The 13,682-nt window shown below is 70.2% G+C and carries 13 protein-coding genes and 2 tRNA genes; 12 read left to right on the top strand and 3 right to left on the bottom strand.

The genetic code is table 11. The annotated features are described in order from the left end of the window. Positions 1 to 40: 40 nt before the first annotated feature. On the bottom strand, positions 41 to 1,138 hold the full coding sequence (locus EHS43_RS22090; RefSeq protein WP_125192502.1) for a M48 family metallopeptidase: 1,098 nt from the start codon (positions 1,136 to 1,138) through the stop codon (positions 41 to 43). A 161-nt stretch (positions 1,139 to 1,299) separates the two neighbouring features. Between EHS43_RS22090 and EHS43_RS46570 the strand changes: the two genes are divergently transcribed. The 10 genes from EHS43_RS46570 to EHS43_RS22130 all read left to right on the top strand — a co-directional run bounded on the left by EHS43_RS46570 (position 1,300) and on the right by EHS43_RS22130 (position 6,472). Continuing rightward, the gene (locus EHS43_RS46570) at positions 1,300 to 1,458 is read left to right on the top strand and encodes a hypothetical protein (RefSeq protein WP_037716948.1); all 159 of its coding nucleotides are present in this window, start codon (positions 1,300 to 1,302) and stop codon (positions 1,456 to 1,458) included. A gap of 118 nt (positions 1,459 to 1,576) precedes the next feature. Continuing rightward, positions 1,577 to 1,741 (top strand): hypothetical protein, encoded by a 165-nt coding sequence (locus EHS43_RS46575; RefSeq protein ID WP_185806357.1) that lies wholly within the window; start codon positions 1,577 to 1,579, stop codon positions 1,739 to 1,741. A 79-nt stretch (positions 1,742 to 1,820) separates the two neighbouring features. After that, positions 1,821 to 2,459 (top strand): nicotinate-nucleotide adenylyltransferase, encoded by a 639-nt coding sequence (gene nadD / locus EHS43_RS22095; protein WP_125192503.1) that lies wholly within the window; start codon positions 1,821 to 1,823, stop codon positions 2,457 to 2,459. A 16-nt stretch (positions 2,460 to 2,475) separates the two neighbouring features. Next, positions 2,476 to 4,221 carry an LCP family protein gene (locus tag EHS43_RS22100; protein ID WP_125192504.1) on the top strand — a complete coding sequence of 582 codons (1,746 nt, stop codon included), beginning with the start codon at positions 2,476 to 2,478 and terminating at the stop codon, positions 4,219 to 4,221. A gap of 112 nt (positions 4,222 to 4,333) precedes the next feature. Further along, positions 4,334 to 4,777, top strand: coding sequence for a ribosome silencing factor (gene rsfS, locus EHS43_RS22105; protein ID WP_125192505.1), 444 nt, complete (start codon positions 4,334 to 4,336; stop codon positions 4,775 to 4,777). After that, positions 4,774 to 5,433 (top strand): histidine phosphatase family protein, encoded by a 660-nt coding sequence (locus EHS43_RS22110; RefSeq protein WP_125192506.1) that lies wholly within the window; start codon positions 4,774 to 4,776, stop codon positions 5,431 to 5,433. The genes rsfS and EHS43_RS22110 overlap by 4 nt, the downstream gene beginning before the upstream one ends. Positions 5,434 to 5,515: 82 nt before the next feature. Beyond that, positions 5,516 to 5,588 (top strand) — tRNA-Ala (locus tag EHS43_RS22115). 301 nt (positions 5,589 to 5,889) lie between these two features. Beyond that, on the top strand, positions 5,890 to 6,063 hold the full coding sequence (locus EHS43_RS22120; protein ID WP_125192507.1) for a hypothetical protein: 174 nt from the start codon (positions 5,890 to 5,892) through the stop codon (positions 6,061 to 6,063). Between the two features lie 3 nt (positions 6,064 to 6,066). Further along, positions 6,067 to 6,300: a hypothetical protein gene (locus EHS43_RS22125; protein WP_003976229.1), complete on the top strand. Its 234-nt coding sequence runs from the start codon at positions 6,067 to 6,069 to the stop codon at positions 6,298 to 6,300. Positions 6,301 to 6,399: 99 nt separating this feature from the next. After that, positions 6,400 to 6,472 (top strand) — tRNA-Ala (locus tag EHS43_RS22130). 139 nt (positions 6,473 to 6,611) lie between these two features. Here EHS43_RS22130 and EHS43_RS22135 read toward each other — a convergent pair. Next, positions 6,612 to 8,225, bottom strand: coding sequence for an NADH-quinone oxidoreductase subunit NuoF family protein (locus EHS43_RS22135; RefSeq protein WP_125192508.1), 1,614 nt, complete (start codon positions 8,223 to 8,225; stop codon positions 6,612 to 6,614). Continuing rightward, positions 8,222 to 9,553: a cytochrome b/b6 domain-containing protein gene (locus EHS43_RS22140; RefSeq protein ID WP_260470643.1), complete on the bottom strand. Its 1,332-nt coding sequence runs from the start codon at positions 9,551 to 9,553 to the stop codon at positions 8,222 to 8,224. The genes EHS43_RS22135 and EHS43_RS22140 overlap by 4 nt, the downstream gene beginning before the upstream one ends. Positions 9,554 to 9,999: 446 nt before the next feature. Here EHS43_RS22140 and leuS point away from each other — a divergent pair, with 446 nt between their 5' ends. After that, positions 10,000 to 12,870, top strand: a complete 2,871-nt coding sequence (gene leuS, locus EHS43_RS22145; protein WP_125192509.1) for a leucine--tRNA ligase — start codon at positions 10,000 to 10,002, stop codon at positions 12,868 to 12,870. 154 nt (positions 12,871 to 13,024) lie between these two features. Next, positions 13,025 to 13,682 (top strand): hypothetical protein (locus EHS43_RS22150; RefSeq protein ID WP_125192510.1); only part of this gene is annotated, 658 nt, incomplete at its 3' end.

Raw genomic sequence — 13,682 nt, forward strand, 5'->3', positions numbered from 1 at the left:
GGACGGAGGTGTTGTCCGCCGTCCCCCGCCCCACCGGGGTTCAGCCCTCGTTGTCGCGGGGGGTGTCCGTCGGGGGTTCGTCGTCCCGGGGGGCCGAGTTCGAGAAGCCGCCGAAGCCCCGTCGTACCCGGCCGCCCAGGTCCCCCGCGCCGCCCGCGATGTCGCTGACCAGCTTCATCAGGGGGTCCTTGGAGCTCTTGACGTTGGTCGCGTAGCTCGCCGCCGACTCGCGGAAGGAGTCCGTGACCGAGGTGTCCTTGTCCTCCGACCGGCGCGGGTAGTGGCCGTCCATGATCCGCTGGTGGTCACGGGACTCGGCCCACTTCTTCAGCTCGGCCGCCCGCACGGTGGTGAAGGGGTGGGAGCGCGGCAGGACGTTGAGGATCTTCAGCACGGAGTCGCGCAGGTCGCCCCCGGCCTCGTACTCCTCGGCCTGCTTCAGGAACGCGTCCACGTTCATCTCGTGCAGATGGTGACCGCCGGCCAGCTTCATCAGGCCGCGCATCGAGGCCCGCAGGTCCTGCCCGACCAGCAGGCCCGCCCGGTCCGCCGACAGCTCCGACTTGCGGAACCACTCGCGCAGCGCGGTCACGATCGCCATGATCGCGATGTTCCCCAGCGGGATCCACGCGACCCTGAGAGCGAGGCTGGTCAGGAACAGCAGGATGGTCCGGTAGACCGAGTGGCCGGACAGCGCGTGGCCCACCTCGTGGCCGACGACCGCCCGCATCTCCTCCTCGTCGAGCAGATCCACCAGACCCGTGGTGACGACGATGATCGGCTCGTCCAGGCCGATGCACATCGCGTTCGGCTGCGGGTCCTGGTTGACGTACATCGGCGGGACCTTCTCCAGGTCCAGGATGTAACACGCGTCCCGCAGCATGTCGTTGAGATACGCGAACTGCTGGTCGGAGACGCGCACCGAGTCGGACAGGAACAGCAGCCTGAGGCTGCGCTCGGGGAGCAGACCGCTGAGCGCCTTGAACACCGTGTCGAAACCGCTCAGCTTGCGCAGCGCCACCAGGGCGGAGCGGTCGGCGGGGTGTTCGTACGCACGCGAGGAGATACCCGGGAAACGCCTGCGCTGCCTGCTCGGCACGTTCTCGTGGCCGCTGTCGTGGTGGCCGTCGTCGGACATCTCTTCCCCCATGTGCGTCTTTGGCTGTGCCCTCTGTGGCTGTGCCGCTTCGACCGCTGTGATCCTTTGCGGACCCTTGTGCGGCCCTTTGCGCCCCCGAAGCAGAGCCCAGCCTAGGCGGAGATAGCGTGGACGGGCAGTACAGCGAAGGAGTCCACGTCATGGAGCACACCCGGGCCGCCTGGCTCACCGAGGCCGCGAGCGCGGCCGAGCAGCAAGGGGCCGGAAATCTGCTCCGGGTGGTACTGGTCGTGATGTTCGTGGGCTGTGCGTTCACCGCGTGGTTCCTGCTGCGGGGGTACAAGCGGAAGGACGACTGACGAAGGGCGAAGGTTCCCTGCCGCCCCCCAACGGTGGAGTCGGCGTGATCGCCCTCACCGCGCCCGCTTACGATGGGCCGACATCTTTATCCCGCCCACCGGATAGGTCCTGCCGAAGATGAGCTTCCACAGCACCGCTGCCCAGTTGGTCACCCTCGCCGCAGAGGGCGAGGAGCACGGCGGCAACCACGAGAGCCTCAACCCCTTGGTGACCGGCGGCGGCGCCCTCCTCATCCTGCTGCTCCTGCTGTGGATCACCACCCGTTTCAACCGCGACCGCTGAGAACCCGGATGCCCAAAGCGGGGCACAGTGGTCCTCCGGCGGCCAGGGCCCTCAGGCCGGGCCGGTAGGGTCTGCACGCATGGGAGAGCAGGACATGCCTACCGGCCCGGGCAACGGCCCGTCGAGCCTCGGCAAGCGCCGACTGGGCGTCATGGGCGGAACGTTCGACCCGATCCACCACGGGCACCTCGTGGCGGCCAGTGAGGTCGCCGCGCAGTTCCACCTGGACGAGGTCGTGTTCGTGCCGACGGGCCAGCCGTGGCAGAAGACCCACCGCAAGGTGTCCCCGGCCGAGGACCGCTATCTGATGACGGTCATCGCGACCGCCGAGAACCCGCAGTTCTCGGTCAGCCGCATCGACATCGACCGCGGTGGCGCGACCTACACCACGGACACCCTGCGCGACCTCAAGGCCCTCAACCCCGACACCGACCTCTTCTTCATCACGGGCGCCGACGCCCTCGGCCAGATCCTCACCTGGCGGGACGCGGAAGAGCTGTTCGCCCTGGCGCACTTCATCGGAGTCACCCGGCCCGGCCACACCCTGGCCGACCCCGGACTCCCCGAGGGCGGTGTCTCGCTGGTCGAGGTCCCCGCGCTGGCCATCTCCTCCACCGATTGCCGGGCGAGAGTCGCCAAGGGCGCCCCCGTCTGGTACCTGGTGCCGGACGGCGTCGTGCGCTATATCGACAAGCGCGAGCTGTACCGCGGCGAGTGAGCCGAGAGGGGCACCGGTGAACGACCGATACGACGCGGGCTACGGCGACGACCAGGACAACCAGTACGCGCTGGTCGGCTACGACGAGTACGGCCGGCCGGTGTACCAGCAGGTCCCGCCGCAACAGGCCCCGCAGCAGCAGTACGACCCCTACGCCCAGCAGGGCTACGGCTACGACCCGTACGCCACCGGCCACCAGCAGGCCGCCCCGTACGACACGGGCACCCAGAACCCCGTCCCGCCGTACGACCCCTACGGCACCGGCGACACCGGGCAGCAGCCGCCCGCGCCCCCCTACGACGCCTACGCCGACGGGACCCGGCAGGGCCCCGGGCCGGGGACGTCGTACGACCCCTACGGCCGCGCCGCGGCGAGCGGCCGGCAGCCGCGTGTCGCCGAGCAGACCGCCTACATCCCGCAGCAGGGCGGGCCGGGCGCGGGGACACAGGCCGGCGCCGAGGCCGCCGACGCGGACGAACGGCAGTACCACACCGCGCAGTTCGCGTTCGTCGAGGAGCCCGACGGCGACTCCGAGGACGTCATCGACTGGCTCAACTTCACCGAGAACCGCACCGAGCGCCGCGAGGAGGCCAAGCGCCGCGCCCGCAGCCGGCTCGTCGCCCTGGTCGTCGTCCTCGCCCTGGTCGCGGTGGGCGGGGTCGGCTACCTCTGGTACGCCGGGAAGCTGCCCGGCCTGTCGGAGACGGAGAGCAAGAAGGACAACACGATCGCGGCCAGCGCCCAGAACCGCGACGTGATCGTCGTCCACCTGCACAACACCACCAAGGGCGGCACCTCCACCGCGCTGCTCGTCGACAACACCACCACCCAGCAGGGCACCACCGTCCTGATCCCCAACTCCCTCAACCTGACGTCCGACGACGGCTCCACGACCACCCTCGCCAAGTCCGTCGACGACGACGGCTCCTCCGGGACCGTGGACTCCCTCGACACCGTCCTCGGCACCGACATCGAGGGCACCTGGCGCCTGGACACGCCCTATCTGCAGAACCTGGTCGACCTCGTCGGGAACATCGACGTCGACACCAACGCCGCCGTGCCCGACCCGGCCGCCAAGAAGAAGGGCCAGGCGCCCCTGGTCGCCAAGGGGAAGGACCAGACCCTCAGCGGCAAGATGGCCGTCGCCTACGCCACCTACCGCGCCTCCGGCGAGGCCCAGAACGCCCAGCTGGAACGGTTCGGCCAGGTCATGCAGGGCGTCCTGCGCAAGCTGTCCTCCGACCCGGCGGCCGCCACCACCACCGTCCAGACGCTGGCCCAGATCCTCGACCCCTCCCTGACCGACAAGGACCTCGGCACCTTCCTCGCCAAGCTCGCCGACCTCGCCAAGAGCGGTGACTACAAGACGGCCCTGCTGCCCGTGCAGCAGGACGGCACCCTGAGCGCGGCGGCCAGCGCGAGCGTGGTCAAGGACGTCCTCGGCGGCAAGGCGAAGAGCCCCGACAAGGACGCCGCGGTGAGCGTGTCCGTCCAGAACGCCACCGGCACCAAGGACAACACCGAGAAGGCCCGGGTCGTCCTCCTCAACGGCGGCTTCACCTTCGTCGACGGCGGCACACCCAGCTCGGCCCGCGCCACCTCCAAGGTGGTCTACGCCGACGCCGCCGACAAGGCGAACGCCACCGAGGTCGCCAAGACCCTCGGCCTGCCCGCCGGCGCCGTCGGCAAGGGCACGATCTCCTCCGGCGCGGACGTCTCCGTGGTCCTCGGCCAGGACTACAAGCCGGGCTCCTCCTCCTAGTCCCGGTCCCGGCCCCCGACGGCACCCGACGTGATCCACGCGATCACGTCGGGTGCCGTCGGCGGTCCGTGAGACCCTTGATGTCAAGTGACCGTCGACCGAAAGCCTTGTAGTGACCGCGACTGACCGTTCCCTCGAGCTCGTCAACACCGCCGCGCAGGCGGCCGCCGACAAGCTCGCCCACGATGTGATCGCCTACGACGTCAGCGACGTCCTCTCGATCACCGACGCCTTCCTGCTGGCGTCCGCACCCAACGACCGCCAGGTCAAGTCCATCGTCGACGAGATCGAGGAGCGCCTCTCGAAGGAGCTCGGCGCCAAGCCGGTGCGCCGCGAGGGCGACCGCGAGGCCCGCTGGGTCCTGCTCGACTACGTGGACATCGTCGTCCACGTCCAGCACAGCGAGGAGCGGGTCTTCTACGCCCTGGAGCGGCTGTGGAAGGACTGCCCCGAGCTGGAGCTGCCCGCCGACGCCAAGGCCACCCGCGGCAAGGGCGAGGAGCACGCCAAGCTCCGGGCCGAGGAGGACGACACCGAGTACGGGGAGTCGCGGTGACCGCTCCCGCCGACCGCAAGGGCCGGGGCCGCCGCGTCATCCTGTGGCGGCACGGGCAGACCTCCTGGAACGTGGAGCGCCGCTTCCAGGGCACCACCGACGTCGCGCTCACCGAGACCGGGGTCGGCCAGGCCCGCCGCGCCGCCCGGCTGCTGGCCTCCCTCCAGCCCGACGCGATCGTCGCCTCCGACCTCCAGCGGGCCGCGAACACGGCCGCCGAGCTCGCCGCGCTCACCGGCCTGGACGTCGCCCACGACGAGGGCCTGCGCGAGACCTACGCGGGCGTGTGGCAGGGGCTGACGCACGAGGAGATCATCGCCCGGCACGGCGAGGAGTACGCCGCGTGGAAGCGGGGCGAGCCGGTCCGCCGCGGCGGCGGCGAGCTGGAGACCGAGGTCGCCGACCGTGCCGCCCCCGTGGTGCTGCGGCACACCGAGAAGCTCCCCGAGGACGGCACGCTCGTCGTGGTCAGCCACGGCGGGACGATCCGCACCACCATCGGCCGGCTGCTCGGTCTGGACGCCCGGCACTGGGAGAGCCTCGGCGGCCTCTCCAACTGCTGCTGGTCCGTCCTGGGCCAGGGAGCCCGCGGCTGGCGCCTCCTGGAGCACAACGCCGGCACCCTCCCGGAGCCGGTGCTCGGCGACGACGACTGAGGGCTGCGGACCGGATTTCACTTTCCGGCGGGGCGCAGGCTAAAGTTCTTCTTGTTCGCCCCGCTGAGCGGGAAGAACGCAAGGGGCTATAGCTCAGTTGGTAGAGCGCCTGCATGGCATGCAGGAGGTCAGGAGTTCAATTCTCCTTAGCTCCACTCGATGAAGATCCCGTCTCCGTCCGGAGGCGGGATCTTTCATGTGTCTCCTCGTCAGCAGGCTCCGCCCGGGCGTCGGGCCCGCCTCCGCACACTGTTCTCGAAGCGACTTGAGTCACTCGGCCCCTCTGAGGCGTATACCTCTGCGGAGGCGCTCTGAGCGTGGGTGTTCGCGTCGGCCGGGACCGCCGCGGTGGGCGCCGTGTCCGGACTGGTACTCAGGCGTCGCTGACCGTATTGGCCCGGCCGTGGCAGAATCAAACGGCCGGAAGGGGGCGCGACCCGACGGGAGGGAGTAGTGATGCCTGCGAGCATCCTCGTGGAGGTCGGCCACCTCCGCGAAGCGGCATCGACGAAGGACACGACGGTGCGCCTCATCTGCCCTTCCTGCGGTTCCGTCCACGTGGCCCAAGTACTCGGCGACAACGGCGGAGTCTCCTACGTGTGCACGGCCTGCGGCCACAGCTGGAGCTGATCGATGGGTGCACACAGGCGGAAATGCGACTGGTGCGGCAGCGGGACGCCGATCGTGCGGGACATGGAGCCGGTCAATCCCGACTACCAGTACTGGTGCGAGGAGTGCGCGCGGGCGCTGATCATAAAAGGCGACCCCATCGAGACGTACCGCGAACTGGAGGGCGAGCCGATCTACGGCCGTCTCCTGGAGGAACACTGCACGCTGAAGCGGTTCTACTCGTTCGTGACCGCTTGACGGCGGGTGTCCTGCCCGCAGGGAAACGATTTGGTGTTCCACCCGGTGGACCGTGTAATGTTGGCGTCGCCGCCAGGGAAACCGGGTGGAACACCGCACGGGGCTATAGCTCAGTTGGTAGAGCACCTGCATGGCATGCAGGGGGTCAGGAGTTCAAATCTCCTTAGCTCCACAGAAAGATCCCGCCGGATCATCGATCCGGCGGGATTCTTGCGTTCCCGGGAGGAGTTGCGCGCACCGGGGAGCGTACGACGAAGGGGGCCGCCCGGCATCGGGCGGCCCCCTTCGTGACGTCGGCTCGTGACGTCGGCTCAGCGGCCCAGCGCACGCCTTCCGCGGCCCTGGGAGAGGACCGGCAGGTTGCGAGTGGGGCCCTTGTCGCGCGGGCTCTCCTCCTCCAGGCGCAGGGCGAGCGCGGGGCAGCGACGCACCGCGCGTAGAGCCTTCGCCTCGGCGTAGCGCGGCACCTGGGCCTGGGCGACGGTCGGGAAGCCGTCGGCGCCGAGTTCGAAGACCTCCGGGAGGATGTCGGCGCACAGGCCGTGGCCCCGGCACAGCGTCCAGTCGACGTAGATCTTCTGACGGCTGGGGCCGGTCTCCTCGGCCTCGCCGCCGCCCGGGATGCCCGTGGGCATCTTCCCGCCCTCGAAGAGCGGCAGAACGCCCTCCACGGGCCGTCCGCAGCCGTTGCCGAGGACATGGGCGGCCAGGTCGTCCGTGAACGCCTTGATGGTCGACTCCAGGAACATCGCGGAGCCGTCCGGGTGCGAGCACGCGCCGCGCCGCTTCACGTTCTTGGCGACCTGCTTGAGCGCCTCCAGGGCGGCCGGACCGCCGCCGTTGAGGATGTCCTCCATGCCGCGCGCGGCGGCCGGCAGACCGAGGTAGCAGGGCCCGCACTGGCCCGCGCTCTCCTCGGCCAGCCACTGCGCCACCCGCAGCGACTCGCCCAGCGGGCAGGTCTCCTGAGTGATCGGCAGGATCGCGCCCGCGCCGAGCGCACCGCCCACGGCGTCCAGGGAGTTGCGGGAGACGATCGCCTCGTTGACCGTCGCCGCGTCGATCCACTTGCCGTGGTAGCCGCCGGTCAGCACACCCTGCGGGACCGGTGGGGCCCCGGCCAACTGCAGGACGTAGCGCAGCGGTACGCCCGTCGGGACCTCGATCACCATGGGGCGCGCGACGGCGCCGGAGACCGTCAGCATGACGGTGCCCGGCTCGTCGTACAGGCCGGTGTTGCCGTAGCGCTCCGGGCCTATGCGGGCGGCGATCGCGAGCTGCGCGAAGGTCTCGGCGTTGGACAGCAGGGTCGGTGCGCCGCCGACGCCGTTCTGCGAGGCGCTGACCTTGCGGCCGGGCGGGATGGCCGGGCCGCCGTCGATGGAGCGGATCAGCGAGGCCGCCGCTCCGGTGACCATGCGGACGGGATTGCGCTGCACGCGTGCGCGTAGCGCCGACCGGCGGCCGTTGCTGAGGCCGCGCTCGGCGAGGGCGGCCTCCATGGAGCGCTGGGTGGACTCCCGGGTGACCCCCACCACGAGCGTGCGGGCACCCAGGGCCTCGGCGGCCAGGAGGGCGCCGTCCAGGATGAGGTGCGGGGCACGGTTGATGAGCACCGTGTCCTTGCGGCAGGCGGGCTCGTCCTCGCTGCCGTTGACGACGACGACCGGCCGGATGCCGCGCTTGATCGCCGCCTCGGCGACCGAGCGCAGCTTCTTGTGGAAGGGGAAGCCGGCGCCGCCGCGCCCCTTCAGGTTGATGGCTTCGGAGAGCTTCGCGAGCTGCTCGCCGCCCATGGGTTCGAGCGGCCCGTGCACCTTCAGGTGCATGGGCAGGTCAAGTCGTTCGACAAGGTCGAAGCCCGACGTGAGCTGGGGAAGACCGACCACGCGGACTTCTGGTACGTCGGGCAGGGCCTCGTTCACCTATAGCCTCCGGAAGGCGTGTTCCAAGGTTCGCCCGGACCCGGTGAGTCGTAGTCGTACGACTGACCGGGCGTTGGATCAGTGGCGGGACCGCTGTTGTACGTGTCATTCGAGTTGTACGTGCCGTAAAGGGTGTTCGTCTCACCGGTGTCGCGCACATCACCCGTGAGATAGCTGGCCGTGCCCGAATTGCCGCCATAAGTGGGGATGTTGTAACCCGTGTCCTGGAGCGGGTCGTAGGCGGAGGGGGGCGCCTCGCCGACCGGCGGCGGGGACGGGACGGGCCAGCTGCCGGAGGTGCTGCCGACGGTGTCCATGCGCGCGATGGGGTCGGTGGCGGCCTGCATGTCCATGGGCATGTCGATGCGCGCGGTCTGGCCGGTGTCGAAGGACTGCTGCGCGCCCGGGGACATGGCGCGGTAGGCGGCGGCGAACCCGCTGCCCGCGGGTTCCTGGGCCGGCGGAGCCTGGTACGCCGGTATGGAGCCGGTCTGGCCCAGGCCCTCGTAGCCCGGCAGGGCGGACTCGGAGCGCCGGCCGGCGGACTCGGGTGCCCTGCGGCTCTCGCGGCCCGGCGCGGCGCTCTCCGCGGCCCTCCTGGCCCGGCTGGCCTCCAGTTCCTCGCGGCCCGGCCGCTCCTCGGCGCCGAGCAGCATGGCGACCCGGTCGGTGACCTTGCGCTTGAACGGGCGCGGGGCCGCGCGCAGGGCCAGGGCCGCGATGACGCCGAGCACGCAGAGTGCGTACATGTACGTGAAGATCGGGGCCTTCACCGCGCGGCCCGCGTACAGGCCGTGGACCAGGCCGGCGCACCAGGCCGGGTAGGCCAGCATGTGCATCGCGCGCCAGCGCGCCGCGACCGGGGCCGGGGAGGCGAACCTGTTGCGCAGGGCCCCGGTGATGCCGACGAAGATCATGAGCTGGCCGGCCAGTGTGCCGAGGCCTATGAGGCCGCCGCTGCTGCTGAAGCCCAGCCCGAACGGGATGAACGCGGCGATCCACGTCGTGTGTTCGAGGGTCAGTTTGATGCCGATGTGCAGCAGGAGGAACGCGATCGAGCCCACGGCGGTGATCCGGTGCACACCCTGGGCGACGATCCGCTGCCTGGTGTTGAGGACGAGTCGGTCCTGCGCGACCAGCCCCCAGATCACGGAGCAGGTGAGGAGGACAAGCGTCACCACGCCCGCCCCGAAGTTGAGGAAGTCCTGGAGCCAGACACCTCCGTACACCACGACCAGAGGGATGGCCAGCAGGAAGACGGCCGTCGCCACCCCGTAGGCCGACCGGCCCGTCCTGGGGAGCGTGTTGTTGCTACTGCGAGGGTTCATGGGGGCAACTCCGAGCGGTTCGGGAAGGCGGTCCCGCTGCCGCACTCTAAGTGGCGCCATACCGATGGGTACGGCGTTTGAGTTATTGCGTTGTTATCAAACGGCCGTGGGGCTGTTGTGATGCCCCTTAGTACCTGTTACGCGAAGTAATCATTGACGTCGGTTCGGTTCCTGTCGGGTCGGACGGTTGCGCTCGACTGCGGCGGCGAGTGCGGCACCCGGTGCCAAAGAGGCATACGTAAGCTCGTCGCGGCTTGCTCAACGGCTGCGGTACTCTGACGCCATGCGTGCCGTACGCCTTCTGCTTAGCGAGCCGCGCTGATCAGTCCCGACCACCGGTGAAGACGTGGTCGGAATCGGCGCGGCGTCCCCTCCTGTGCGAGGGGATTTTTCGTTTCCGGACGACACAGCCCGCTGGCAGAGACGATCGATGGAGCTTTGAGGACATGAGCGAGACGAACCCCGCTGCCCCCGCCGAGGTGGCCGCGCCGCACCGCTACACGGCCGCCGTCGCGGCCGAGATCGAGGCACGCTGGCAGGACTTCTGGGACGCCCACGGCACCTACGCGGCACCGAACCCCAAGGGCGACCTGGCGGGCGACCCTGCGGTCGTGGCCCGGCCCAAGAAGTTCATCATGGACATGTTCCCGTACCCCTCCGGTGCGGGCCTGCACGTAGGCCACCCGCTGGGCTACATCGCCACCGACGTCTTCGCCCGCTTCCAGCGGATGACCGGCCACAACGTCCTGCACACCCTGGGTTTCGACGCCTTCGGCCTGCCCGCCGAGCAGCACGCCGTGCAGACCGGCGAGCACCCCCGGGTCACCACCGAGGCCGCCATCAACAACATGAAGTCCCAGCTGCGCCGGCTGGGCCTGGGCCACGACAAGCGCCGGTCGTTCGCCACGATCGACCCGGACTACTACAAGTGGACCCAGTGGATCTTCCTGCAGATCTTCAACTCCTGGTACGACGACGAGGCGAAGAAGGCCCGCCCGATCTCCGAACTGGTCGCCGCGTTCGAGTCCGGTGAGCGCGCGGTTCCCGGTGGCCGTTCCTGGTCCGCCCTGACCGCCGGCGAGCGCGCCGACGTCCTGGGCGAGTACCGCCTGGCCTACGCCTCCGACGCCCCGGTCAACTGGTGCCCGGGCCTGGGCACCGTGCTGGCCAACGAGGAGGTCACCGCCGACGGCCGCTCCGAGCGCGGAAACTTCCCGGTCTTCAAGGCCAAGCTGCGCCAGTGGAACATGCGGATCACCGCGTACGCCGACCGCCTGCTGGACGACCTGAACGAGCTGGACTGGCCCGAGGCCATCAAGCTGCAGCAGCGCAACTGGATCGGCCGCTCCGAGGGCGCCCGCGTCGACTTCCCGATCGACGGCGAGCACATCACCGTCTTCACCACGCGCCCCGACACCCTGTTCGGCGCGACCTACATGGTGCTGGCGCCCGAGCACCCCCTGGTCGAGAAGTTCACGCCGCGGGAATGGCCCGAGGGCACCCACGACGTGTGGACCGGCGGTCACGCGACCCCGGGCGAGGCCGTCGCCGCCTACCGCGCGCAGGCCGCCGCCAAGTCCGACGTGGAGCGCCAGGCCGAGGCCAAGGACAAGACCGGCGTCTTCATCGGCGCGTACGCCACCAACCCGGTCAACGGCGAGCAGGTCCCCGTCTTCATCGCCGACTACGTCCTGATGGGCTACGGCACCGGCGCGATCATGGCCGTACCGGCGGGCGACCAGCGCGACTTCGAGTTCGCGCGCGCCTTCGAGCTGCCCATCCACTGCATCGTCGAGCCCACCGACGGCCGGGGCACCGACACCTCCACGTGGGAGGACGCCTTCTCGTCCTACGACGCGAAGATCATCAACTCCACCGGCCGGGGCGTCTCCCTGGACGGCCTGGGGGTCGCCGAGGCCAAGGCGCGCATCACCGAGTGGCTGGAGCGCGAGGGCATCGGTGAGGGCACCGTCAACTTCCGGCTGCGCGACTGGCTGTTCAGCCGCCAGCGCTACTGGGGCGAGCCCTTCCCGATCGTCTACGACGAGGACGGCATCGCCCACTCGCTGCCCGAGTCGATGCTGCCGCTGGAGCTGCCCGAGGTCGAGGACTACTCGCCGCGCACCTTCGACCCGGACGACGCGGACACCTCCCCGGAGACCCCGCTGTCCCGCAACGAGGACTGGGTCAACGTCACCCTGGATCTGGGCGACGGCCCCAGGAAGTACCGGCGCGAGACCAACACCATGCCCAACTGGGCGGGTTCCTGCTGGTACGAACTGCGCTACCTGGACCCGCACAACGACTCCGTCCTGGTGGACCCGGAGATCGAGCAGTACTGGATGGGCCCCCGCGCGGGTCAGCCGCACGGCGGTGTCGACCTGTACGTCGGCGGCGCCGAGCACGCCGTGCTGCACCTGCTGTACGCGCGCTTCTGGTCCAAGGTCCTGTACGACCTGGGGCACATCTCGTCCCCCGAGCCGTTCCACAAGCTGTTCAACCAGGGCATGATCCAGGCCTTCGTCTACCGCGACAGCCGGGGCTTCCCGGTGCCGGCGACCGAGGTCGAGGAGCGCGACGGCCAGTTCTTTTACGCCGGTGAGCCCGTCAAGCGCGAGCTGGGCAAGATGGGCAAGTCCCTGAAGAACGCCGTCACCCCCGAGGCGATCTGCGAGGAGTACGGCGCCGACACCCTGCGCCTGTACGAGATGGCGATGGGCCCGCTGGACGTCTCGCGGCCGTGGGACACGCGCGCGGTGGTCGGCCAGTACCGCCTGCTGCAGCGGCTGTGGCGCAACATCGTCGACGAGGCCACCGGCGAGGTGACCGTCGTCGACGCCGAGCCCGACGAGGCCACGCTGCGCGCCCTGCACAAGGCGATCGACGGGGTGCGCCAGGACCTGGAGGGGCTGCGCTTCAACACGGCCATCGCCAAGGTCACGGAGCTGAACAACCACCTGACCAAGGCGGGCGGCGCCGTCTCGCGCCCGGTCGCCGAGGCGCTGGTGCTGCTGATCACGCCGCTGGCCCCGCACATCGCCGAGGAGCTGTGGCGCAAGCTGGGCCACACCGACTCGGTCGTCCACCAGGACTTCCCGGTCGCCGACCCGCAGTACGTCGTGGACGAGACCGTGACCTGCGTGGTCCAGATCAAGGGCAAGGTCAAGGCCCGCCTGGAGGTCTCGCCGGCCATCTCCGACGAGGAGCTGGAGAAGGCCGCGCTGGCCGACGACAAGGTCGTGGCGGCGCTGGACGGGGCGGGCATCCGCAAGGTGATCGTGCGGGCGCCGAAGCTGGTGAACATCGTTCCGGCGTAGTGCCCGTCCGGCGCCGGGCGCCGGTTTTGTTTTCGGGCCCCTAGGGGTTGCGTGCGGGCAGGTTCGGGGTTCCCTCGGAACTCCGGACCTGCCTGTTGCGTTTACCGTTGAAGAGTGGCGCGGGCAGTGCCGCGCCGGTCGGAGGAGGAGCGTTGTGGAAGCAGTGATCGCGATCGTGGCCCTGCTTTTCGTGCTCTTCGTGGCGCTCGGCGTCTATGCGACGGTGAAGGCGGTCGGTGCCGCCAAGCGCGGAGTGGACCGCACCCTCACCCAGGCCCGGCGCACTGTCGAGGACCACACCCTGCGGGCCAAGTCCTTCGCCCAACTCGGCCCGGCGGGCGAACTCGCCCAGCTGCGGCTGAAGCTGCGCACCTCGATGCGGGCCACCCAGGACGCGCTGCAGGCGGTCGAGGCCGAGGACGCATCCCTCAAGGAGTCCCTCGGCCTCTTCCAGCGGCTCAGCGCGCACGGCCACGAGCTGGACGGCGAACTCAAGCGCCTGGAGTCCGAGCCCGACCGGGCGAGGCTCGCCGAGCGCCTGCCGGGCCTGCGGGAGCGCACCGAGCGCATCACACAGTCGGCCGACGCCCTGCGCTGGGCGGCACGCGACCGCGCCCGCCGCTTCGCCGACGACGACCTGGACACCCTGAGCGCGCAGATCGACGTCGAGTCGGGCGCCCTGCGGCACTGGACGAAGACCGAGCCCGCCGCGGCTCCGCCCCCGTGGCCCGAGGCTTCCCCGGCCGACACCGGCCCCGCGCAGCAGACCTGGCCCGAGACGCCCCGCTCCCGCACCGACGAGGAGTCGACCC

This window comes from Streptomyces sp. RP5T (assembly GCF_003933965.1).
GTDB lineage: Bacteria > Actinomycetota > Actinomycetes > Streptomycetales > Streptomycetaceae > Streptomyces.